Raw genomic sequence first — 23890 nt, forward strand, 5'->3', positions numbered from 1 at the left:
AGACGGCTTTCCTGAAATATTGGATGTTAAAAATTACTTCGTAAAGGTAAATGTCCAGCTGCCGCTAACCGACGAAGTTCTGCTGTTGTTGAAACCCGGGCCGCTATAATTGAACGTAATAGTGAGCTGTTTATCAGAATTTCCAAGTGTATAGTTCATGTCCAGATTGTCGGTCACCCGAACGATAATGCTAGATACATTGGCAGAATTGAATTTCCATTTATCGCTTGCTTTCCATGGACTCAGACTTGGCCAATCGGTGGCTGAGCTGGTGAGGTCATAAGTGCCTCCGGAAACATAGGTTCCGCTCAGCGTGATTTTCATACCTGGATATTCGTCCGAACGATCAACGCCGTCGTTCTGTACGCTTGCCATTGTCCAGGTTCCTTTCAGTTTTTCAAGCTGTACCTCTTCTTCGGATTTTTCGGGGTCGTCACCTCCGCAACTGCTCAGGACAAGGATAGCTGCAAACAACGTGATAAACGAACTCCACTTGGTCACAAATTTCATGATTCCACTTTTTGATTTATTTACCAATATCAATCTAAAAAGGCTAAAAACAAACCACCCGGAAGCTGCCTTATGCTGTCCGGCGGATATATAGACACACGGCCGGTAATGTAACCGTTACTTGTAGCGAGTGATATCTATTTTTTGAGCATTCAACGGATATTCTGCCTCCTGGTTGCTTGCAATAAAAATCGTGCAGCCACTGGGTATTTGCTCAAGTTGAGCCAGGTACCAGTCAAATGCCCGGCGATCGAGATTAGTACCCGGTTCGTCAAGAAAAAGGATATCCGACTGGGTATAGAATGCAAGAGCCAGCTTCACCCGTTGTTTCATACCCGAAGAAAAATTGGAGATATGTTTATCACGGGCGCTCTCGAGATACATTTTTGTGAGCATTGTATCCACGTTCATCCCGCCTCGTGCCGGTTTCATGCTGAAATGAAAAGTTAAATGCTCAGCCAGGGTAAACTCCTCAATCAGGTCCATGTATGGAGCCGCGATGGCTATGTGCTGAAATGCTTCGTCGTCTGGAATTGTTCGTTTCTCTCCGGTATAGCGGATGGTGCCAAGACTTGGAGGAGTCTGTCCCCATAACACGCTGAGAAGCGTCGATTTGCCGGCTCCATTAGGGCCGGTAACAGCGTATACTTGTCCGGGGTGAAATGTCTCCGTGAGATTACGGAATATCCATTCCCGGTTAAAGCGCTTGCCGACACCGTTTAACTCGATCCGGATCGCTTCTTGCTTGCGGGGTGGAGGCGGGGAGTTACCCATGTCAGCGATTTGACGGCAGGGATTCTTATCGATTAATGAAATGACAGCCTAATCGGCACCTTCGTAGCCTTTGACGATCCCGCGTTCCGATGTTCTTATGAATTCAACAATATAGTCGCGCTCAGCAGATGCCGGAACTTCATGTTCGACGAGGTCTATCGCTTTTGAATTGTTTAGACCCTTGAGGAAAATATATCGGTAGATCTCCTGGATCTCGTTCACTTTTTCTGAAGTAAATCCCCGGCGACGCAGTCCAATGGTGTTTATGCCGGCATAGCTAAGTGGCTCACGTGCCACCTTGGTATAGGGTGGAACGTCCTTGCGCACCAATGAACCTCCTGAAACCATTACATGCGAACCGACTTTGACGAACTGATGAAGCGCGCTGGCTCCGCCAATGATGGCCCAGTCGTCGATGGTGACGTGTCCGGCGACCTGCACGGCATTAACCAATATGCAGTTGTTGCCGATAATACAGTCATGCGCCACGTGCACATAGGCCATTAGCAAACAGTTCTTGCCAATAACCGTCTTGAACTTATCATTGGTACCGCGGCTTATGGTTACAGCTTCCCGGATTACGGTGTTATCGCCAATATATGTTTCCGTCTTTTCGCCAGCGAACTTGAGGTCCTGCGGAACAGATGAAACAGATGCACCGGGGTAGACTTTTACGTTCTTCCCCAACCGGGTACCATCCCAAAGAATGGCATTCGGGCCAACCCAACTGTTGTCATCAATCACCACATCCGCCTGAACGGTGGCAAATGGTTCGATCACTACATTGTTTCCGATCCTGGCATCAGGATGCACATTTGCTAAGGGATATTTGCTCATGAGTCTTTTCGAACAATGCTGGCTGTCATAGTTCCTTCGCAGACCAGCGTATTTCCAACGTAACCCCTACCTGTCATTTTCGCGATTCCCCGTTTTATAGGAGCCAAAAGATCACATTGAATGACCATTGTGTCGCCGGGTAACACCATCTTACGCCAACGGAAATTTTCAACACCCAGGAAATAAGTCCAGTAGTTTTCAGGATCAGGTACTGTATTCAATACCAGGATACCACCGATCTGGGCCATTGCTTCGATCTGAAGCACACCTGGCATTACTGGATTGCCTGGAAAGTGACCTTGAAAGAAATACTCGTTCGCTGTGACGTTCTTCACGCCAGCAACACTTTCATTATCGAGATAAATAATCTTGTCAATCAGCAGAAAGGGATATCGGTGCGGCAACGTGGCCGTAACTTTGTTGATATCCATGACCGGAGGCAAGTTAGGATTGTACTTAGGACGTCCCTTTTTGTCGGACTCCTGCATCGCCTTTTTCAATTTCTTGGCAAACGCAACATTCGCTGCGTGGCCTGGGCGCGCAGCCAACACCTGAGCCTTCAGAGGTCGGCCTGCCAGTGTAAGGTCCCCAACAATGTCCAGCAACTTATGGCGTGCTGGCTCATTCTTGTAGCGCAATTCGATGTTGTTCAGAATGCCTTCCTGCTTAACGGCAACCTTAGGTTTGCCAAGCATTTTGGCTATGTTCTCCAGTTCATTTTCCTGTACAATCCTATCCACGATAACAATGGCATTATTAAGATCGCCACCGCGAATGAGGTTGTTCTTGTATAACATTTCGAGCTCGTGGAGGAAGCAGAATGTGCGACAGGAAGCAATTTCCTTCTCAAACTGCTTGATGTCGGTTATCGACGCATGCTGGCTGCCAAGTACAGGGGAGTTGTAGTCGATCATTACCGTTACGCGATAATCATCCAGCGGAAGCGCCGCGATCTCTACGTTCCGGGCCGCCTCGCGATAGAAGAGTGGCTCCTGAACTTCAAAGAAATCACGCAGAGCGTTTTGCTCTTCAGTTCCAGCGGCCTTTAACACGTCCACAAACTGAATGGAACTTCCATCCATGATGGGACACTCGGGGCCGTCAAGCTGGATAATGACGTTGTCGATTTGAAGGCCCGTGAGGGCCGCCAGAGTGTGTTCAATGGTACTCACCCGGGCGCCGCTTTCCTCAATGGTCGTTCCCCGCGATACGTCTACAACGTTATCGCAATCGGCATTTATCACTGGCGAGCCAGGTAAATCAATGCGCTGAAACTTGATGCCATGATTCGGCTTGGCGGGCACAAAAGTCATGTTCGTTTGAACGCCGGTATGGAGTCCGACGCCCGAAAGCGATACCGACTTCTGTATTGTTTGCTGTTTAATATTAAGCATGATTGGCAAAAGTGGGCAAATTTAAGCCCAAACACCAGATAATCCAATTTTTGATGGCAGGGCTTTCGCCACCGGCACTTCTATTGATCGACAGAAATGGATTTGCCTTCACTCCGCTGGACCTTATTTTCCAGTTCACGAAGGCGGGAAAGCATTTCAGGAAGCTGTTTAAACACGACATATGACCTGAAATAATTGCCAAGGTCAATCGCCGGATATCCAATCAATTTCTGGCCAGGCTCTTTAATCGACTTTGGAATTCCGGCCTGCGCACCAATAGAAGTATTGTTGGCAATAGTCAGGTGACCGGCTATTCCAACCTGGCCGGCAAACAGGCAGTTTTCGCCGATCTTGGTAGAACCTGAAATGCCCGATTGAGCAGCGATCACAGTGTTTTGTCCAACCTCAACGTTATGCGCAATTTGAATCAGGTTGTCCAGTTTCACCCCCTTGCGTATAGTGGTCGCGTCACCAAACAGCGTAGCGCAGTCAACCACAGTATTCGCTCCGATAGCAACGTTGTCTTCAATGATAACGGCACCGAGCTGGGGAATTGTTTTGTAAGATCCATCCTCCTGCGGAGCGAATCCAAAACCGTCGCTGCCAATGACTGTTCCGGCGTGTATCACACAATTATTGCCGATACGTGTGTCGGCATAGAGCTTTACTCCGGAGTGAATGATTGTATCGTTACCGATCACGACGTTATCTCCCACATAAGCATGTGGATATATCTTCACGTTGTCGCCGATCTTTACGTTATGACCAATGTATGAAAACGCACCCCGGTAGTATCCCTTTCCAATAACAGTATTGGTACCGATAAAAGACGGCTCTTCGGCGCCTGACTTTTGAAAGCTCACCATCTTGTGATACTCTTCCAAAAGACGCGTGAAACTGCTGTAGGGATCGTCTACAAGGATAAGCGTCGTGCTTAACTCTTTTCTGGGAACGAAATCCTTGCTGACGATTACTGCCGATGCCTGAGTGGTGTATATGAACTGTTCGTACTTCGGATTCGAGAGAAAAGAAATCTGACCCTTTTTTGCATCCTGAATCTTGCCAAGCATCGTTATCTTTTCGGAGCCATCCCCTTTCACCTGACCAGATAATATGCCTGCGAGTTGATTGACGGTAAATTCCATTTACGAGATTGTTAGGTGACGCTAATCTGCCTGCAGCTGGAGCATTTTGAAAACCTCTGCATCATTTCCCAACTGAGTGTAGATTGCCTGAAACGTACGATTACAAAGATACATTTTTGGGCCAGCACAGATAGTTTTTTTTTACGATTTTACTCAGTGCTTTAATGTGTGGAAGGTCCGATGCCTGAGCAATGTCGATGACTTCTCCGTTGCTCATTATAATGTTGATCTCCTTTCCTTCTGCGTAAGCCTCGTTGGATACGGTGCCGTGAGAAAACAGATAAGAGACCTCAGAGCCAAGAAGCTTGTAATGTTTCATTACCCCATTTCGTATCTCCGTCACCTGATTCTTGCGTATTGGTTCGGCGCCAAGTCGAATTCTGAACAAGTGTCGCTGAATCATCATCTCGGCAAGTAGAGAAAGGATCTGGTCGGAATGATCTTTCCAACTTTTGATTGCTCCCCAGATGTCATTGTCATCCAACTGACCAAAGGTGTCGAGAGTTTCTGGATTCTCCCGAAAGTCGTTTAGTGTCGTCTCTTTTTTCAGAAAGCTTTTGAGCGCGTCACTTGCGGCAAGTTGTTCCCCGGCCCTGGCAAGTACCTGAGCTCGTCTGATGAGGTTCACAAGCATTCGCTCTGCACTAACTGTTGTCTTGTGCAGATAAACCTGCCAGTACATGACGCGACGGGCATTGAGAAAATCCTCTATGCTATAAATCCCCTTATGTTCAACAACCAGGTTATCGCCCGTAACGTTAAGCATCGCCAGGATTCGGTCGACGCCGACATTTCCTTCCTGCACGCCGGTGAAAAAACTGTCACGCTTCAGGTAGTCCAACCGGTCAATGTCGAGCTGACTGGAAATCAGTTCATGGAAAAAACTCCTTGGATAGCTGTTTCGGAATATGCGCAGCGTAAGGTCGAGAGCGCCACCAAAGTCGGCATTGAGTTTGTCCATAAACAGGTACGACAAACTTTCGTGCCCAATATTATGAAGGAGGCTGTCTTCAAGGGCATGTGAAAATGGGCCGTGACCAATGTCGTGTAACAGAATTGCCAGTTGAGAGGCTTCATATTCAGCAGCAGAGATTTCGACTCCTTTGTTGCGCAGAATGTCGAGAGCTTTGCCCATCAGGTGCATTGCTCCAAGCGCATGCTGAAAGCGGGTGTGAAGCGCAGCGGGATATACGTAGTCAGTAAGACCCAGTTGCTTGATGTGGCGCAAACGCTGGAAATACCGGTGAGAAATGATATCGAAAATGAGTTCGCTCTGAAACGTAATAAACCCGTACACCGGATCGTTAATTATCTTCTTCTTGTTCATTTCATCTGATCGTGTTGAACATCAATGATATGATTGCGAAAAGGGCTGCAGGCAAGCGCTACCGAAAGTACCCATGGATCGTGCTTGTATCGTCATCAGAGCAAAACCGAAGAAAAAGGATGAATGCTTTTGATTTGTTGAACGTAGTTCGATAACGTCATGTCGTGTCTCTTCCGAAATGTCGGACATCCTCGGGATTAATGATTAATTTTAAAAAAAACAGAATATGCAAAGATATAGCATTTTATGGGCTGACGATGAGATCGATTTGTTGAAGCCACATATTCTTTTCCTCGAACAACGCGGTTATGATATCACACCTGTCAACAATGGGTCAGAGGCCGTTGAACTAACAGATGACAAGCATTTCGATGTCGTATTCCTGGACGAAAACATGCCAGGAATGTCGGGTCTTGAGGCGCTTACACAGATAAAGAATAATAAGCCGAATCTTCCCGTGGTGATGATCACCAAGAACGAGGAAGAACATATCATGGAGGAGGCCATTGGTTCGAAGATTGCTGACTATCTGATCAAGCCGCTCAATCCAAGCCAGATCCTGTTGTCCGTAAAGAAAATCCTGGACAACAAACGGCTTGTGATTGAAAAGACAAACCTGAATTATCAACAGGACTTTCGTAAGATCAGCATGGCCTTCCAGGACAGGATGAACCATGAACAATGGGCAGACATCTACAAGAAACTTGTGTTCTGGGAATTGGAAATGGACCACAAGGACAACGAAGGCATGGGCGATGTGCTCGACATGCAACAGACTGAAGCCAATGCGAATTTTGCCAAGTTCATTATGCGCAACTATGAATCGTGGCTGAACGATCCGAAAGCAGATAAGCCATTAATGTCGCATCAGCTGATGAAGCGGAAAGTGTTTCCGGAGCTCGGCAAAAAGCCGGTATTTGTCATTCTTATCGACAATCTGAGATTTGATCAGTGGAAAGTTATTGAGCCTGTGCTCACCGAATATTTCAACGTTGACCACGAGGAGACCTACTATTCAATCTTGCCAACGACCACGGCATACGCACGCAATGCTATATTCTCCGGGCAATTACCTTCGGAGATGGCGAAGACTCATCCCGACCTTTGGGTGGGAGAAGATGAAGATGAAGGCAAAAATAATTTTGAAGATGAATTTCTTACCAAGCAGCTTCGCAGAAACAATTTGAATATCAAAACGTCGTACCATAAGATCAAGAATCTTGAAGAGGGACGGAATCTTGTTGATACGGTGAACAACCTTTTTCAGAATGACCTGAATGTGATCGTGTATAATTTCGTCGACATGTTGTCGCATGCCCGCACGGATATGGCAATGGTGCGCGAACTGGCACCGGACGAGTCGGCTTATCGTTCTATTACGAAGAGCTGGTTCCTTCACTCACCGCTGATCGATATTATGCGAAAGCTTTCCGAGAAGGATGTCAAAGTGATAGTTACTACCGACCATGGTACGATCCGTGTGAAGAGACCGTTTAAGATCATTGGCGACCGGAATGTGAATAGCAATCTTCGTTACAAGCAGGGAAAAAATCTGGGGTACGAAGGAGACAAAATCATGAATGTGAACCGTCCTGAGAAGTTATTTCTTCCAAAGCTTAACGTATCGTCCACGTACGTATTCGCGATCGAGGACCAGTTCTTTGCATATCCGAATAACTATAACTACTACGTCAATTTTTATAAGGATACCTTCCAGCATGGCGGAGTGAGCATGGAGGAGATCATCATTCCACTAATTTTCTTAACTTCGAAGAATGCATCATGACCTTGGGCGGCAAGTGTTCGCCGGCGTCACGCTGGACGAACTGGGTGTCGTAGCGCAGGCGATTTCAATGTTGGCGTCGAAGTACCGGATCTGGCTGTTCAAGGGAGACATGGGAGCAGGAAAAACTACCCTCATAAAGGCAGTAGGGGCCGCTTTGGGGGTGACCGAGACAATGAGTAGCCCGACTTTTTCCATTGTCAATCAGTATGAAGCAGGAGCCAACGGGAGTATCTATCACTTTGATTTTTACAGGATCCGGAACGAGGCGGAAGCATACGATATTGGTACGGACGAATATTTTTACTCCGGTCGTGCCTGTTTTATCGAATGGCCCGAAAAGATTCCATCGCTCATTCCTCCGACCCATGGCATTGTTACCATTCAGGCAACTGACAGCACACACCGAACTATAGTGATTACAGTCCATGACGGAGAAGAAGAAAACAGGATTTGAGGCGTTGGCGAAAGCCAGCATCACACCACAGGAACAAACGTTGGAAGTACGAAAGCGCAGGCATGCATTCTTTATAGGCCTGCCTAAAGAAATATCGTTACAGGAAAACCGGATCAGCTTAACACCCGATGCTGTCGCCCTCCTGGTCAACAACGGTCACGATGTATGGGTAGAGACATCGGCGGGGATGGGATCGAAGTTTACGGATCAGCAGTACAGCGACGCTGGTGCCAAGATCGTTTATTCAGCACAGGAAGTATATCAGGCCGATGTCATTCTAAAGATAGAGCCTCCTACCATGGAGGAGATGGAGTTGATGCATGCGGGTCAGACTCTTATCTCAGCATTGCAGATCGGACAGCTTAAAGTCGAAAGTCTGCAGGCGATGATGAAGAAAAAACTCACGGCACTGGCTTATGAGTTTATTGAAGACAAAGTTGGTGGAATGCCTATTATCCGTGCGATGAGTGAGATAGCAGGAAGCACCATCATGGGAATCGCTTCAGAATATCTCAGCACCGCCAACGGAGGAAAGGGAGTTATTTTGGGTGGCATCACCGGCGTACCGCCCACGAAGGTCGTGATTGTCGGAGCCGGCACCGTAGCTGAATATGCGGTGCGCGCCGCGCTCGGCCTGGGCGCCGAAGTGCAAGTGTACGATAATCATCTGTACAAGCTGCGACGCATCAAACATTTGTTGAGTCAACAGATCTATACGTCCACTATCGATACCGTTACGCTGGGCGAGTCATTGAAAACGGCTGATGTTGTCATTGGCGCTTTGCGAGCCGAGAAGGGAAGACCGCGACATGTGATTACTGAAGAAATGGTAAGTCGCATGAAACAGGATTCGCTGATCATTGACCTGAGCATAGATCAGGGCGGTTGCATTGAGACGTCGGAGCCGACCTCGCTGAACAGGCCAGTGTTCAGGAAACACGGTGTTATTCATTACTGCGTGCCGAATGTTGCATCACGGGTGGCCCATACGGCGGCCAATGCGCTAAGCAACATATTTACGCCAACTATCCTGCGCGCTGCTGAAGAAGGCGGGGTGGAAGCCATGATCTTCTCCCACAAGTGGTTCATGAAGGGAGTATATACCTACAAAGGCGGGTTAACCAACGAACACGTGGCGCGCAAGTTTGGTCTCAAACACAAGAGCATAGAATTGCTGCTGGCGGCAAGATTCTGAAAAATTAAGAATTAAGAATCATTAGTGTCCGGGGAACCGGAGAATTTTAAAAGGGAGGCTCGCGCCTCCCTTTATAGTTTATTTTTGAGTTACCACACTTAAGAATAAACATGAGCAAAAGTAAGTTTTTTACCGGACAGCCGATTTTCTCCCAGGTCTTAAGTTTCGTTCCTAAAACGTCCATTGACCGGATTTCTTCAATGAATAAGGCGGATAGGTACTATAAGCATTTCACCACACACGCGCATCTGGTGAGCATGCTTTATGGCATTCTCAATAACTGCTCCTCTCTCAGGGAGGTAACCACTGGGATGTTGGCGTGGGAACATCGCATAAATCATTTAGGCATTAAAGCGTTCCCTCGGCGCAGTACACTTAGTGATGCTAATTCGCGTCGATCAGAGTCTGTTTTTGCAAAGATTTATCAGTTTCTCTACGATCGGCATCGTCGTTTTTTACCGGACAGCCGAAAAGGACTTAGATCCAGACTTTACATTGCTGACTCCACCACCATTAGTTTGTTTAGCGAAGTGTTGAGCAACGCTGGACGACCTTCATCGAATGGCAGACGTAAGGGCGGTATTAAGGTCCATACCCTTATTAAGAGCGATGAAGATGTACCTTGCCTCATTCGATACAGTTCCGCGGCCAGTCATGATGCTCCATTCTTGAAGGATCTCAAATTACCTGAGGGATCGATCATAGTCTTTGACAAGGGTTATAATAACTATGACAGGCTGAGCCAATTTGAAAATGAAAAGGTCACTTGGGTCACCCGTAAAAGGAAAGGAGCTGTGTTCAAGGCAGCTCAAAAATTCGAAGTAAGTGAGCATCAAAAGAGTAAGGGAGTTCACAAGGACAGGCTGGGTGTTCTAGGCCATACTCATTATGAGCACCCCACTGTTAAATGTCGAATGATTCATTTTATTGACCCTCAGTCTGGAAAGAAATTTCAATTTATTACTAACAACACCAAACTGGCAGCAGCCACCATAGCATCCATCTATCAGAGACGATGGCAGATCGAGATACTTTTCAAACGACTCAAGCAAAACTATCCATTGAAGTACTTTCTGGGAGACAGTGAAAACGCAATCAAGATTCAGATCTGGTGTGCTCTGATTGCCGACTTGCTGATTAAATTAATCAAGGCCAAAGCTGCTAGAAAGTGGTCATTCTCCAATCTCACGAGCATCATCAGGATCCACCTAATGACCTACATTGACCTATTCGCCTTCCTAAAAAAACCGGATCAAGCGCTTCAGAATCAAATTAACAAAACCCCTACAGAATGGAACCTGTTTCCGACATGACACCTTGAATCTAGAAAAGCATCAAGAAAGTTCGAAATTGAATCGGAAAACTCTGAAATCACCAGTAGTCCGGAGTTTACCGGACACTAGTGATTAAGAATTAAGAGTTAAGAATTAGCGGCCAGCCTACGGCTGATTGAAAGCCACGACCGTAGGTCGTGATAGCTAATTCATAATTCTTAATTCTTAATTCTTAATTTCTCCCTGCTCTGTTCCAGCACGCCGATCTTCGCCTCCGCATCCGCTTTCTTCTTCCGCTCTGTTTCAATGACCTTTGCCGGCGCACTTGAAACGAATTTTTCGTTTGACAGTTTCTTGTCCACAGTTTCCAGGAAGCCACGCAGATAGGTCAGCTCACGATCGATCGATTCGAGCTCTTTTTCAACATCGATGGCTACTGCAAGAGGAACGATAAATTCCATCGTGCCAGCCATCAGAGTTGAACCTTCAGGCTTATCGTTGCTAACCTGAAACTCATTGATATTGGTAAGCTTCCGTACGATTCCTCCGAAGTAGGGGAAAGGATTCTCAGAACAGTGCAGGGTTAATGTTTCCTTCGGAGATATTCCCTTTTTGTTCCGGAAGTCACGGATTTCCTTTATGACGAGGAAGGCGCGCTCACTTTCTTCGATGAATTTAACTGTTGATGGTTTGGCCGGTGGCCAGGGAGCGACGATGATGCAGTCCGCGTCCGACTTGTCGCGCAAGTGACTCCACAATTCCTCCGTGATGAAAGGCATGAATGGATGCAAAGTCCGAAGGAGTGTCTTGAAGAAGCCGACGGTTTGGTTATACGTGATCTTGTCAACGGGCTTCTCGAAGTCGGGCTTCACCATTTCGAGATACCATGAGCAGAAGTCGGTCCATATCAGTTTATAGGCTGCGTGTAGAGCATCCGATATCCTGAACTTCGAGAAGTGATCTTCCAGCTCATTGATACTGATTGTCATTCGTTCTTCGAACCACGAAACAGCCGTAATATTATCTTCACTCTGTTCGAGCTTCTCGTCTACCTGCCAGCCGTGCACAAGACGGAATGCATTCCAGATCTTGTTGGAGAAGTTACGGCCTTGCTCAACGAGTTTTTCAGAGTACAGGAGATCATTTCCGGCGGGAGAACTGAATAGCATGCCCGCACGTACACCATCGGCGCCGTATTGGGAAATCAGATCCAGCGGATCAGGCGAATTGCCCAATGACTTAGACATCTTTCTACCCAGATCATCGCGAACGATGCCTGTGAGATAGACGTTGCTGAAAGGCTTATCACCACGGTATTCATATCCTGCAATAATCATCCGGGCAACCCAGAAGAAAAGGATCTCAGGCGCGGTAACGAGGTCGTTGGTAGGGTAGTAGTAGTTCAGGTCCGCATTGCCTTTGTTGCCGTCGTGGAAGATTGTCGTATCGAACACGGCCATCGGCCATAGCCAGCTTGAAAACCAGGTGTCCATAACATCAGAGTCCTGCGTAAGCGACGATGTCTTTGAGTCCGGCTTGTCCTTCCTGTAAAGTTCCAGCGCTTCTCCGTGCGTCTTCGCTACAACGTAATGGCCATCCGCATCATACCACGCAGGAATGCGATGTCCCCACCACAGCTGACGCGAAATACACCAGTCACGAACGTTCGACATCCAGTGATTGTAAGTATTCTTGAACTTTGGCGGAATCAGCTGGATATAGTCATTCATCACATTGTGATGGGCAGGCACGGTGATCTCCTTCATTTTCAAAAACCACTGCAGCGACAACCTTGGTTCGATTACAGCATCTGTTCGCTCGGAAAATCCCACCGTGCTGGTATAGTCTTCTGCCTTTTGAAGGAATCCTTTTGCTTCAAGCTCTTTAGCAATCTTCTTACGCGCAATGAAGCGGTCTTCACCGACAAATATTTTTGCATCAGCGTTCAACGTACCATCCTCATTGAGAATATCAATGACCGGCAGATTATGCTTTTTCCCAAGCTCATTGTCGTTCATGTCGTGAGCTGGCGTGACCTTGAGGCAACCAGTTCCGAAATCCATCGCCACATAGTCGTCTTCAATGATTGGTATCTCGCGATCGATCAAAGGAATTGTTACCTTCTTTCCTTTCAGATGCGTATAGCGCTGGTCGTTGGGATTGACACATATCGCAGAGTCGGCCATAATGGTCTCCGGACGAACTGTTGCGATAACCACGAACTCGTTATCACTTCCGGCTATCGGATACTTTATGTAATAAAGCTTTGATGCTACTTCTTTGTGAATAACCTCATCATCAGACAATGCTGTCTTGCCTGCAGGGTCCCAGTTCACCATACGCAATCCACGATAGATGTTTCCCTTCTTGTGAAGATCAATGAATACATCAATCACGGCTTCGTAATACGCCGGATCCATAGTGAACGTTGTGCGATCCCAGTCGCAGGACGCGCCCAATTTCTTTAACTGCTGAAGGATGATGCCGCCATACTTGTTTCTCCATTCCCAGGCGTATTCGAGAAATTGCTCCCGGGTAAGATCGGATTTCTTGATTCCACGCTCCCGCAACATGGCCACAACTTTGGCTTCGGTGGCAATGGACGCATGGTCTGTTCCCGGTACCCAGCAGGCTTCCTTACCCTGCATGCGGGCACGCCTGACCAGGATGTCCTGAATGGTGTTATTTAACATGTGTCCCATATGAAGCACACCCGTTACGTTGGGGGGCGGGATCACTATGCAATAGGGTTCCTTTTCAGGGTTTGGCGTAGAGTGGAAATATCCGGCTTCCATCCAGTGCTGGTACCATTTCGCCTCTACCGGTGACGGATCGTATTTCGTTGAAAGCTGCATGCTAAAAGCGTAAAAAGAGCGCCAAAAATAAGGAAAACGGCTGAAAGTCGCGTGCTCTAACTATCCGGGCCACCTTTTTTGAATTTCCGGTATATAGGGTAATTCAGATTACCCCTCAATGAATACGATTTCCCTCTCCCGCGAACAAGCTCAGATTCACTGGAAGCAGCTGTGGAGCCTTGCGGCGCTTTATGGTTCCGTAGTAATAGGCTGGATTGCCTATGAGAACTACCAGCCCAAGCTCCTTGAAAAATTCCAATTCACCCAATTCGCGCTTCCCCTGGCCATAACGCAGGGCATCATCCTGGTGCTAACCCCACCACTTGCGGGCAGACTGGGCGACCGCTATAGGTTTGAAAAAGGTCATCGTCTGCCTATCATATCATCGGGGATCAGCTTCGCTGCCATGATCTTCATGGCCGTTGCTTTTACCCTTTTAGGCGAGCCGGGTGAGATCTTCAAATGGGTGCTGCCCGTGCTTATCGTATGCTGGTTGGTGGCCATGAGCCTTTTTACAAGTCCTGCTTTATCAACTCTTGAGCTGTTCACGCCAGTCGACAAATTGCCGCGCGCCATGGCGATTCTCACCATTGTTTCGAATCTCCTTTATGCTTTGGAACCTGTCATTGTGGACCTGATAGATTTTCTTGGCGCTCCCTTGACATTCATTGCTGGTGGAGTGGCAGTATTTATATCAGGATACTTTTTGAAGAAGCATTCCCTCGCACTGTTTCGTGTAAATGATGGTCGCGAGATGGAGACTCCGGTAGAAGTGGTGCCCGTTACATCTAAATTGCCTATGATATTCTGTCTGGGTCTGGCATTCGGCATACCAACAACGTTTCTTTTTAATTTCCTTCCATCTATACTCGTACAGCAGGCAGCAGATATCATCGGTTCCTGGGATCCGAAAATAGTTCTCGTGGGTCTGCTGTTATTATCAGCCCTGTTTTCGCTTCCTGTTACTTCCCTTACAAACCGATTGGGTGTATCAAGGTCTCTCGGGATCAGCATCGTGGTCGTTGCATTAAGTGCAGCGTTCATAACAGGTGCAAGTATCAGCATGGTTATCGTAGCGATGGCCATTTTGTTTATGGCAGCTTATACGTGGCTATCGGTCAGCTCTCTCCCGCTTGCAATCAGTCTTGCGAACGCTCAAAACAAGGTCTTTTGTGTGGGAGTATTCTTTAGTGCAGTAGCCTTGCCGGAAGCAATCATACAGGCGGTACAGACCTGGAGTGCGGGACAATAGAGTATTCAGCCGCAGATCGAAATTAAGAATTAAGAGTTAAGAATTAAGAATTCGCTATCACGACCTACTGTCGTGGCTGGCAATCAGCCCGTGAGGGCTGCTAGCTAATTCTTAATTCTTAACTCTTAATTCTTAATTCTCCGTTTTCCCCTCCTCATCCCTTGACTGAGCACGGATTCGCCATTCGGCAGGATAGAGGTTGTTTGCGCGTGTATCCAGGACGTTGATCCATCCCAATCCCAGCCCCTGATATCTTACAAGTGTGAAACCCCGCTGCATGCCTGTGGTGTCAATCGGTTCCTTTCTCAAATAGCGTATTGCAGTTTCCTCATCGGCATCCAGTGTAGGCCACAGACTTTGGTTGAGATTCACAGACAAAGCTGCAGCGTGGGCAGGAACGATCTTGTTGTGCTTTGCCGTGCCTATCAATGTTCCTGCATTCACTATGTAAAGATGTTTTGTCAATATGTTAAGCAGCTTTTCCGACCGAAGGGGGACCGCCCTCAGTTCATCTTTGTGTGCAAAAAAACGTACGGGAGCATCAATCCATTTGGTGATCTCATCCTGTACCGGAGTGGCTATGCGGGGCAGCTCGGCTGAAATCTTCATTCCGGTATTAAGGGAACCCGATGTCTTTCTTATAACGGCCATGAAAAAGCCTTCACCCTGTACTTTGTGAGGGAAGAACCGATAGCCCTGTAGCCCCGGGCGGTCAACTGCAGTGACATTCCATTCGGGACGGATATTTATCGTGACACCTTCTGCATCCTCACGTCCGAGTAGCCAGGAGAGATTTTCCTCGTTTTCCTGTTCATTGTAAGTACACGTCGCGTAAATGAGATAACCATCTCTCTTGATGGCAGGCCAAACATCTTCCAATATTCGTCGCTGACGACGGGAACATAGCACGACGTTTTCCGGCGACCATGAATCCATCGCATCAGGATCCTTGCGAAACAAACCTTCTCCGGAACACGGAGCATCAACAACCGCTATATCGAAAACCGATTGCAATGAACTAAACTGCTGAGGATCGCTGCTCGTGACAACTACATTATTCTGACCCCACTTCTGAATGTTTTCCGACAGTATCGATGCCCGCGCCCCGATAACTTCGTTCGATACCAGCATGCTGCTTGAAGACATCAAACTAAGAAGGTGAGTGGATTTTCCACCAGGAGCAGCACAAAGATCAAGGATGGTCAAGTTGTCAGCGCTTCCTCCGATCTGAAGAAATGCCTGCTCTAGAAACATGGAACTGGCTTCCTGAACGTAATAGGTGCCTGCATGAAAGGTAGGGTCAAAGGTGAAGGACGGCCGCCGTTGAAGATACCGTCCATATTGCGACCAGGGCACCTGACCTTGTGTGCTTATGAGTGCATGCTTTCGTGGGTTTAACCTGATGCTTACGGGTGGAGGTTCCTGATGTGCCGCGGCAAATGCTTCCCACTCGGGGCCAAGCTTTGCCTTCATGGTTTCAGCAAACGAAGTCGGCCATTCCCGCATCAGTCTTTCGAAGTTTTATTTGTCAGCTTGCTGTTGATCTCGTTATTGTTTGATGGCACCCCGGATCAGTTGAATCAAATCATCAATGCTTGTTTGTTCAGTATTGATTGCCCGGGACCCTCCGCCATAGGGTGCGTATACATCCGATTTTGTGACTGCAAATAGGCCTAACGTTGGAGAAAGGGAAGCACTGGCCAGGTGCATCATTCCGCTATCAGCACCAATGAACACTTCTGTGTTTGCAATGAATGCTGATATTTCGCGGATGTCTTTGCTATAGTATGACGGCGCTTTGAAGTTAAGCTGCGATACATTCTCGACCGGCAGAACCTCTACGATGTTGTGATCAGGAAACGCATTGAGAAGCGCAGTGTAAAATTTCTCCCACCAATCAGTGCCAAACATTTTGTCGCCTGTTGCAAACGTGAAGATGCTGATCGACTTTTTAGTGTTAGGTACGATCTCGTGCAACTTTGCAGCACCGATCTTAAGCTCCTCGGCGCTGAGTTTCATATCAACACGTGGGACTGGCCGGTCATCGGCAGAGGCAGCCGGTAGATAGTTACGCAGATAGTATACCGGATACTTTGCCATGTGTATGGCATCCGGATGTTTTTCAAGTATGGATGGATCCTCCTCGCAGAATAGTTTGAAGCGACCACGTGCAAACTGGGCGGCAATTCTTCCCGATGAAGAATTGTGAACGACATTAATGACTAAATCGTACGTCGACTTTTGCAGTTGCGTCCATCCTTTCAGATAATTGAAAAGATGATTAAAGGGCTTCCGCTCGAGCTTCATGATGCGGTCTACGGACGTGTAGTTTTGGAAGATAATTGGTCCTGCAGATCCTTTCACAAACAGGTCGATCTTGCAGCCTGGAAATCTTTCCGTCAGCTCCTGTATAAGGGGGGTTAGTAAAAGCTGGTTGCCGAGACGGTGATTCGGTCTGCTGATCAGCACACGCCTGACTTGGTTGCTGTCGATGGCTCCTTTTGAAAGATTGGTCTTTCCGATTCCCTCGGCGACCCGGTGCATGACGAAGCGCCTTGCATCGTTTATTCGCCTTCCAATGTTCATGTGTCAGGGTTTACGTGAGCAATCGCGCTGGCGATCGACAAAAACTGTCTTAACTTTGATGATTGATAAAAATCCGACGGCAATAATAACCATTTTCATAGCACAAAGCGGCATGACAGGATTTGAAACCGGCGTTTTGCCGGCGAACGCCACGAAATCATTAAGCGAGGCGGGCGGCAACAACATTCCATTAAAGCGGCGCATGGATTTGCTTCAGCACTACAAACACTTATGGTGAACATCGTATTAAATCCCCGTTTTGAGCATCTCAGGCGATACGTGGAAATGGTTCCGGAGCAAATGGAATCTCGTGGTGAGATTCTGGAGGCGGGGCGAAATCTGATCAAACAGGACAAAGTTGATGGTGTTCATCTGGTGATTAAACAATACCGGAGGATCTACTTTCCGAACAAGGTCCGCTATAGCTTTTTCTATCCATCGAAAGCTCAGCGTGCCTACGACTATGGCATAAAGCTCCTTCAGAATGGTTTCAATACGCCAACACCAATTGCCTATATAGAAGTACGGAGAAATTCTCTGATCCAGGCCAGTTACTTCATCTGTGAATACACGAGCCTGACAACACTAACCAAAGTTGTTGAAGGCAAGGTAATCCCACCGGAGAATCTCATGGTCGAGCTTGCCCGTTTTACTTACAGCATGCATCAGAAGCATCTCTACCATATCGACTATTCGGTTGGCAACATCCTCTATCAACAGCAAGCTGGTCGCATTGAGTTTGCGTTAATCGACAATAACCGAATGAAGTTCGGCCCGGTTTCCTTTAATGAGGGAATCAGGAACCTTGTGCGTCTTGGATTGCCTGTAACTCAACTTACTTTGCTGGCCGAAGAATATACCAGGCTAAGGGGTGTCAACGTGTTTGTCGGTCTCGAACGCTTCTTTCGTTACAAGCGCGCAGACGTCATGCGCAGGGAGAATAAGCATAAGCTGAAGAAGTTCTTTGGCCGCGCATAGCGACATCGACGAGTCTTTTTACAACAAGACTGAGGGGCAACCACCGAATAAATCTTCGATCGGTCCGTCAAGGTATCTCATGGCCGAAGAGTACTAGGCACATTCCCGTGTAGCAGTTATATTATGAGGCTGTTACGGAAGACAAAGCATATGCAATAACCTGACGGTGACGCACGCGATGATCATCCGTCAGCCACATCAAACATACCCGATTAACGAATGCGCAGATCGACCTTTTATTCCCTTGTCGTTGGATTGATTGTTCTGAACGGATACTTATTGTCGAAGCCCAACCTGCTGGGTAAGATCGGCCTGATCGTTTACAAGTATTACTACCTTCGGTCATTTCCCCGAACGTTGCTGACAGTAACCATTGTGTGTGCGATTGCCGTGCTGCTGATGGAGTTATTTACGTTTCTCGTGAGGCGTCGTACAGTAGGGCTTACGTTGACAGGAATACTGTTTGGACTGCTGGTCGCGCTTAGCTTTGTCCAGTTGGTGAAAACAGGCCTTGACTTCAGCGCCTGGACGTATAGCCATACCGGTTTGCGCTTCCGCCTCGGGGCCTTTATGCTCCCCACGGTAGTGATATTAATATTCACATATGGATGGATGCGCCTGCCAAAACGCAGCGACCTGCTGGTTCAAGACGAACAACGGCCAAACCGTAATTCAGCGTCAAAAGAGATGGAATCCCTCCCAATCACCAAATCACCAGATCACCAAATCAACAAATAACTAGTCTCTGTACATCACAGCTTTCACTGCCTTCACCGTCTTAGGTATGTTGGGCAGGATGGCTTCGATGAGTGTAGGAGCGTAGGGAAGGGGAACGTCAAAACTATTAACACGGTGGATAGGTGCGTCGAGATAATCGAACGCATGCTTCTGCACGTGATAGGTGATTTCAGTGGCGATCGACGACAACGGCCAGGCTTCTTCAACGATGACGAGGCGGTTAGTTTTCTTCACTGACTCAACTACTGTAGCGTAGTCAATAGGGCGAACGGTACGCAGATCAATTACTTCCGCGGAGATACCTTCTTTTTCCAACTCGGCAGCTGCAGCGAGAGCCACCTTCATGATCTTGCCGAAAGAAACTATGGTTACATCAGTGCCCTGCTTCTTGATATCTGCGAGGCCGATAGGAATGATGTATTCTTCCTGGGGAACTTCCATCTTATCGCCGTACATAACTTCAGATTCCATGAAGATGACTGGGTCGTTATCACGAATAGACGCCTTAAGGAGGCCCTTGGCATCATATGGGTTTGAGGGCACAACAACCTTCAGTCCAGGGCAGTTGGCGAACCAGTTTTCGAAGTTTTGAGAGTGCTGTGCTCCGAGCTGGCCGGCGTTACCTGTAGGGCCACGGAACACGATAGGGGCACTGTATTGACCACCAGACATGGAGAGGATCTTGGCCGCACCATTGATGATCTGATCGATGGCTACCAGCGAGAAGTTGAAAGTCATGAACTCGATAACCGGGCGGAGTCCATTCATTGCTGCGCCAACACCAATGCCGGCAAAGCCTAGTTCCGAGATAGGCGTATCCAGTACGCGCTCAGGCCCAAATTCCGCCAGCATGCCCTGGCTGACCTTGTAGGCGCCATTGTATTCGGCGACTTCTTCACCCATCAGGAACACGCTCTGATCCCTGCGCATTTCTTCACTCAGTGCCTCGCGAAGGGCTTCCCGGAATTGTATCTCTCTCATATTAACAATTGTTCGTAAAGGCGCAAAAATAGGCGCCCTGTGCTCAGAATAAAAGCTTTCCACAGAATTCTTTGACCGCTGGCAGCCAGGCATCAAGTCGGCTTCGCCCGACTGGCACCAAATTCAGCAAATCAATAATCACCAAATAAAAAGGGCCCGCGAACGGGCCCTTTTTTTATTCCAATGATGAGAAATTACTTCAATGCATTCCTGAAAGATTCCTGAGCAGCAAACTTGCTGAATTCGAGGTCAGCAAGAGCGGCTTCCTTCAAAGAAGGATCAGCCTTAACTGCGCTTGACAGATTGCTCACAACGTTGTCGGCGTTACCAAGACGAGCAGAAGCAATAGCAGCACCGTAGTAAGCTACAGCGAGGTTGCTGTTCTTAGCAGTTGCTTCACGGAATGAAGTCAATGCGTTCTGGTAGTCCTTGTTCAACACCTGAGCAAGACCTTTGTTGAAGAGGTTGTCAGCGTTGTCAGCGGCAGCAGATTCTGAAGAAACTGCAGCAGCGTACTGAGCCTTAACGATCTCAGCATAACCTTTCACACCGTTAACACCTGCTGCGTTGTCGCCAGTCAGACCTGAGCTAAGCGCTTTAGCAGCGTGGTTGTATGCAGCGTACGCATTGCCTTTGATAGCGCTAACAGAAGCGAGGTTAGCGTGTACTTCTGGTGCAGGGTTCAGTCTGGCAGCGATGTCCAGTTGAGCCTGAGCCTTATCAGCCAGTGCAGCCGCGTTGCTAGGGTTTTCAAGAGCCTGCGCCAGGTAAGCAGCTGCCAGGTTGTTGTGTGCATTCCAGTTTGAACCTTTCTTGGTTGCTGCTTCGTAGATCGCTACTTTCTCTTCGAGTGAAGGAGTGAGTGTAGCAGAGTACATCATCTCTTCGAAAGAAAGAGTATCTGCAGAAAGAGCACCTTGTGTTACTTGCTTAGAAAGAACTGACATCTCAGCGTCTGTCTTCTTATCTTTTACTACGAGGATCTCAGTCTTGGCAGTTCTGAGTTTAGGATATACATCTTTGAAAACTTTCTTATAAGTCTTCAGTTTCTTCATATCCTTCTCTTGTGATTCGAAAGTACCACCGCCGTTGATGATGTTCAGATACTCAGCTTTCTCTTCTGAAGAGATGCCGTTGTAGTTAGCCAATACATCTTTGAAGTTCGCCCAGTCCTGGATAACAGGCTTCAGGATAAAGCTGATAGAATCTGCTTTGCCCTTATAGTCGTACTTCTTCATTTCTGTACGGTAGAACTTCTCGATTGCCGCGGCGCGGTCTGGAGAAAGTTTTGAGTTGATACGCTCAGCACCTTCAGGTGAGTGGGTACCAGTGATCGTTACTGTGCGCGTAGCATTCTTGCTTGCGATGAAGGCATCAAGTTGCTTGCCTTTAGGGCTGCGGATTTCAGTAGTCCTGAGGACAGAGCGACCTTGCTCGAAGATGAAATCAGGAATGATCACAGGAACGAGTTCTTCCTGGTTGTTGTAACCGTGGTCTGCAAATGCTGCGAAGAACACAGGCTTCACAAGCTTAGACGTAGCGATGATACCAGTGGCAACAGGCATTCTTTCAGTCGACTTAGACTTCTCACCCTTAGAAGCTACGCCTTGTACTTCGAGAGTACCAGGAGTCTTCATTGCAGGAGCGTAAGGGAAGAAGAAGCTCTTCGTAACTTTAGGTTGTTCTGTGCTAGAGTTAGGGTAGTCTTCAGCCTTGAACGGAATAGGATCGAGTGCAACTTCGTTCGTGCCATACTTGTAGAAAGTGTTAACTGTGTAAACAGTTCCTTTCTTCAACATTTTAACAGGAAGGTTAGCTGCCATATCGAACGCAACAGTGTCCTTGTGAACTTCGAGCGGATTTGGAGTAACCGTCAACTGTTGCTCTTTAGACATCTTTACCATCTTGGGTAGCGTACAACCCGCGAGGCTCAGTGTACCGCAGATCAAGAATGAGTAAACTACTTTTCTCATTGGATTTTTTAGTTTTTGGTTGATTTTCAGGTTTCGCAAAAGTAATGCCTATGCGAAAATTTTTGCAATTATACTCAAAAAATAATGAAGCTTTCCGACATTTTCAGGAAGCCCGAGCGTTATATTTGCATTAGTTGCAATTCGTCGATGAATCAACCTATACGAGAGTTGAAGGGTATGAAAGAGAAAGTTGATCTGACGCACACGATGGATAAGGTTCGGGACTTCTTCGAACGTTACTCCTTTGGTGTGTGTGCTCAGCTCGGAGAATTCCTCGGTGTTGCAACATCGAGCATCAGACTGTTCTTCATCTACGCTTCGTTCATAACTTTCGGATCACCGGTTATTATCTATCTGTCACTGGCGTTTATCGTTAATATGCGGAAACATCTCCGCCGTCGTACACCTATCTGGGACTATTGATCTCTTAACCGATCGAAGGTCTTGTGTCCTCTCACATAATATTCAAAAACTATTGATCCTTCTTTCATTCCTTCCCCCGAATACCGGGGATAGTGAGACTGTATTGTTCGTCTCTTCCGTATCTCTCTCCCCAGCTTGAGGAAAAATTCCCCATGTGCTCGGACAACTGCTGCGCCATTGGACCACTCACCCGCGACGAAAAATCTTAAAGCAGCCACGATGTCAAGGATCACTCGCACGGGCATCCTCGTGACCAGCTGCATTCCTGAAAGATGTTTGAATAACATGAACAACCCGTTCCTGAAATTCAAGAACACTTTCCTGGGACTTCCATAGGCAAGTGTACCCGCGCCGACGTGGTAGATGACGCTGCTGCCGCAGTACATGATCCGTTGGTTATCCCGATGAAGCTTCCAGCAGAGATCGATCTCTTCCATGTGGGCAAAGTAGTCTTCATCAAAACCGCCGAACTGATGGAATGACTTTGAGCGGATCAGCATGCACGCCCCGGAACTCCAGAAGACCGGACGCTCATCATTGTACTGGCCCACATCTTTTTCAACTGTGTCGAAGATGCGCCCCCGGCAATAAGGATAGCCCAGATAGTCGATGAATCCTCCACCAGCACCTGCATGTTCAAACTCATTTCGGCGGTGATAGGAGAGGATCTTCGGCTGTACTGCTGAAACATCAGCGTAACGATCGAGAACATTCAGGAGCGGAGGCAGCCATCCGGCAGTAACCTCAATGTCAGAGTTGAGCAGTAAGAAATAATCGGCATTCACCTCGCGCAGTGCCCGATTATATCCGCCACAGAATCCGTAGTTCTGATCAAGAGCAATGATGCGGACCGAGGGACAATGTTGTCTTATCCAGGAAAGTGATTCATCAGTCGATGCATTGTCGGCTACGATCACCTCTGCTTCCGATGAATGTGAGACTACAGTCGGAAGGAATTTCTCCAGCAGTTGTTCGCCGTTGTAATTAAGGATGACAATGGCCGTGCGGCTCATCCCATCATTCCTGTAAGATCCAAACCGGGTATGTTGGGCAGCAATCCTTCCGTGCTCTTTCTCATCTCTTCCTTCGCCACGACCTCCGCTTCATCATTGGCTTTGTTAACAGCCGCCACAATCAGGTCCTGAAGAATTGCTTTATCATCTCCCTTCATGAGTGAATTGTCGATCTCAAGGGAGATCAGTTGCTTCTTACCGGTAACCGTCGCCTTGACAAGCCCTGCACCAGATTCTCCCTGAACGCGGATCTTTCCCAAATTGTCCTGTGCTTCCTTCATGCGGGCCTGAACCTCTTTCATCTTGCCCATCATTTTCATCATGTCGAACATAAGCTGATATCTTTAAGAGGCGAAGGTAAGAAAATAGTATTGAGTCCTTAGTCCTTAGTCCTT

Annotated in this window: 22 protein-coding genes; 8 read left to right on the forward strand and 14 right to left on the reverse strand. The window is 47.6% G+C overall.

What is annotated here, in order from left to right; all coding sequences use genetic code 11:
- Positions 1-33 precede the first annotated feature (33 nt).
- The 6 genes from WBG78_RS05745 to WBG78_RS05770 form a co-directional block, all read right to left on the reverse strand.
- Positions 34-510 (reverse strand): hypothetical protein, encoded by a 477-nt coding sequence (locus tag WBG78_RS05745; protein WP_337325433.1) that lies wholly within the window; start codon positions 508-510, stop codon positions 34-36.
- Positions 511-627: 117 nt separating this feature from the next.
- Complete coding sequence (locus tag WBG78_RS05750) at positions 628-1284, reverse strand: ABC transporter ATP-binding protein (protein WP_337325434.1); 657 nt, start codon at positions 1282-1284, stop codon at positions 628-630.
- Positions 1285-1332: 48 nt separating this feature from the next.
- A complete protein-coding gene (lpxA, locus tag WBG78_RS05755) occupies positions 1333-2121 on the reverse strand; it encodes an acyl-ACP--UDP-N-acetylglucosamine O-acyltransferase (protein WP_337325435.1) in 789 nt (262 codons plus the stop codon).
- A complete protein-coding gene (locus WBG78_RS05760) occupies positions 2118-3515 on the reverse strand; it encodes a bifunctional UDP-3-O-[3-hydroxymyristoyl] N-acetylglucosamine deacetylase/3-hydroxyacyl-ACP dehydratase (protein ID WP_337325436.1) in 1398 nt (465 codons plus the stop codon). The genes lpxA and WBG78_RS05760 overlap by 4 nt, the downstream gene beginning before the upstream one ends.
- An 80-nt stretch (positions 3516-3595) precedes the next feature.
- Entirely contained in the window at positions 3596-4660 is a 1065-nt protein-coding gene (gene lpxD, locus WBG78_RS05765; protein ID WP_337325437.1) for a UDP-3-O-(3-hydroxymyristoyl)glucosamine N-acyltransferase, read from the reverse strand.
- Between the two features lie 100 nt (positions 4661-4760).
- The gene (locus WBG78_RS05770; protein ID WP_337325438.1) at positions 4761-5987 is read right to left on the reverse strand and encodes an HD domain-containing protein; all 1227 of its coding nucleotides are present in this window, start codon (positions 5985-5987) and stop codon (positions 4761-4763) included.
- A gap of 226 nt (positions 5988-6213) precedes the next feature.
- Between WBG78_RS05770 and WBG78_RS05775 the strand changes: the two genes are divergently transcribed.
- From WBG78_RS05775 to WBG78_RS05790, 4 genes are all read left to right on the forward strand, one after another.
- Complete coding sequence (locus tag WBG78_RS05775) at positions 6214-7773, forward strand: T9SS response regulator signal transducer PorX (RefSeq protein ID WP_337325439.1); 1560 nt, start codon at positions 6214-6216, stop codon at positions 7771-7773.
- Positions 7763-8227 carry a tRNA (adenosine(37)-N6)-threonylcarbamoyltransferase complex ATPase subunit type 1 TsaE gene (gene tsaE, locus WBG78_RS05780; protein ID WP_337325440.1) on the forward strand — a complete coding sequence of 155 codons (465 nt, stop codon included), beginning with the start codon at positions 7763-7765 and terminating at the stop codon, positions 8225-8227. Before WBG78_RS05775 ends, tsaE begins: the two co-directional genes overlap by 11 nt.
- Positions 8199-9422 (forward strand): alanine dehydrogenase, encoded by a 1224-nt coding sequence (locus tag WBG78_RS05785; protein WP_337325441.1) that lies wholly within the window; start codon positions 8199-8201, stop codon positions 9420-9422. The genes tsaE and WBG78_RS05785 overlap by 29 nt, the downstream gene beginning before the upstream one ends.
- A 110-nt stretch (positions 9423-9532) precedes the next feature.
- Entirely contained in the window at positions 9533-10735 is a 1203-nt protein-coding gene (locus WBG78_RS05790; protein WP_337325442.1) for an IS4 family transposase, read from the forward strand.
- Positions 10736-10914: 179 nt separating this feature from the next.
- On the opposite strand, the gene WBG78_RS05795 is transcribed toward WBG78_RS05790, so the two are convergent.
- Positions 10915-13551 (reverse strand): valine--tRNA ligase, encoded by a 2637-nt coding sequence (locus WBG78_RS05795; protein ID WP_337325443.1) that lies wholly within the window; start codon positions 13549-13551, stop codon positions 10915-10917.
- 118 nt (positions 13552-13669) lie between these two features.
- On the opposite strand from WBG78_RS05795, the gene WBG78_RS05800 reads away from it, so the two are divergent.
- Positions 13670-14803, forward strand: a complete 1134-nt coding sequence (locus tag WBG78_RS05800) for an MFS transporter (protein WP_337325444.1) — start codon at positions 13670-13672, stop codon at positions 14801-14803.
- 132 nt (positions 14804-14935) lie between these two features.
- Here the strand turns inward: WBG78_RS05800 and WBG78_RS05805 are convergent, their stop codons facing one another.
- The 3 genes from WBG78_RS05805 to WBG78_RS05815 are packed head-to-tail and all read right to left on the reverse strand — an operon-like array spanning position 14936 to position 17593.
- The gene (locus WBG78_RS05805) at positions 14936-16309 is read right to left on the reverse strand and encodes a methyltransferase RsmF C-terminal domain-like protein (RefSeq protein WP_337325445.1); all 1374 of its coding nucleotides are present in this window, start codon (positions 16307-16309) and stop codon (positions 14936-14938) included.
- A gap of 42 nt (positions 16310-16351) precedes the next feature.
- The gene (locus tag WBG78_RS05810) at positions 16352-17389 is read right to left on the reverse strand and encodes a glycosyltransferase family 9 protein (RefSeq protein ID WP_337325446.1); all 1038 of its coding nucleotides are present in this window, start codon (positions 17387-17389) and stop codon (positions 16352-16354) included.
- Between the two features lie 3 nt (positions 17390-17392).
- The gene (locus WBG78_RS05815) at positions 17393-17593 is read right to left on the reverse strand and encodes a hypothetical protein (RefSeq protein WP_337325447.1); all 201 of its coding nucleotides are present in this window, start codon (positions 17591-17593) and stop codon (positions 17393-17395) included.
- 27 nt (positions 17594-17620) lie between these two features.
- On the opposite strand from WBG78_RS05815, the gene WBG78_RS05820 reads away from it, so the two are divergent.
- Both WBG78_RS05820 and WBG78_RS05825 read left to right on the forward strand, forming a co-directional pair.
- The gene (locus tag WBG78_RS05820) at positions 17621-18367 is read left to right on the forward strand and encodes a lipopolysaccharide kinase InaA family protein (RefSeq protein WP_337325448.1); all 747 of its coding nucleotides are present in this window, start codon (positions 17621-17623) and stop codon (positions 18365-18367) included.
- 219 nt (positions 18368-18586) lie between these two features.
- Positions 18587-19105: a hypothetical protein gene (locus tag WBG78_RS05825; protein WP_337325449.1), complete on the forward strand. Its 519-nt coding sequence runs from the start codon at positions 18587-18589 to the stop codon at positions 19103-19105.
- On the opposite strand, the gene WBG78_RS05830 is transcribed toward WBG78_RS05825, so the two are convergent.
- Together WBG78_RS05830 and WBG78_RS05835 are read right to left on the reverse strand one after the other, a co-directional pair.
- Positions 19106-20179, reverse strand: a complete 1074-nt coding sequence (locus WBG78_RS05830) for a pyruvate dehydrogenase complex E1 component subunit beta (RefSeq protein ID WP_337325450.1) — start codon at positions 20177-20179, stop codon at positions 19106-19108.
- A 101-nt stretch (positions 20180-20280) separates the two neighbouring features.
- Complete coding sequence (locus tag WBG78_RS05835; RefSeq protein ID WP_337325451.1) at positions 20281-22059, reverse strand: tetratricopeptide repeat protein; 1779 nt, start codon at positions 22057-22059, stop codon at positions 20281-20283.
- 84 nt (positions 22060-22143) lie between these two features.
- On the opposite strand from WBG78_RS05835, the gene WBG78_RS05840 reads away from it, so the two are divergent.
- A complete protein-coding gene (locus tag WBG78_RS05840; protein WP_337325452.1) occupies positions 22144-22482 on the forward strand; it encodes a PspC domain-containing protein in 339 nt (112 codons plus the stop codon).
- Here the strand turns inward: WBG78_RS05840 and WBG78_RS05845 are convergent.
- Positions 22476-23495: a glycosyltransferase family 2 protein gene (locus tag WBG78_RS05845; protein WP_337325453.1), complete on the reverse strand. Its 1020-nt coding sequence runs from the start codon at positions 23493-23495 to the stop codon at positions 22476-22478. The two genes, WBG78_RS05840 and WBG78_RS05845, sit on opposite strands and share 7 nt — an antisense overlap.
- A complete protein-coding gene (locus WBG78_RS05850) occupies positions 23492-23827 on the reverse strand; it encodes a YbaB/EbfC family nucleoid-associated protein (protein WP_337325454.1) in 336 nt (111 codons plus the stop codon). Before WBG78_RS05850 ends, WBG78_RS05845 begins: the two co-directional genes overlap by 4 nt.
- Positions 23828-23890: the final 63 nt, after the last annotated feature.

Source organism: Chryseolinea sp. T2 (assembly GCF_037203685.1).
GTDB lineage: Bacteria > Bacteroidota > Bacteroidia > Cytophagales > Cyclobacteriaceae > Chryseolinea.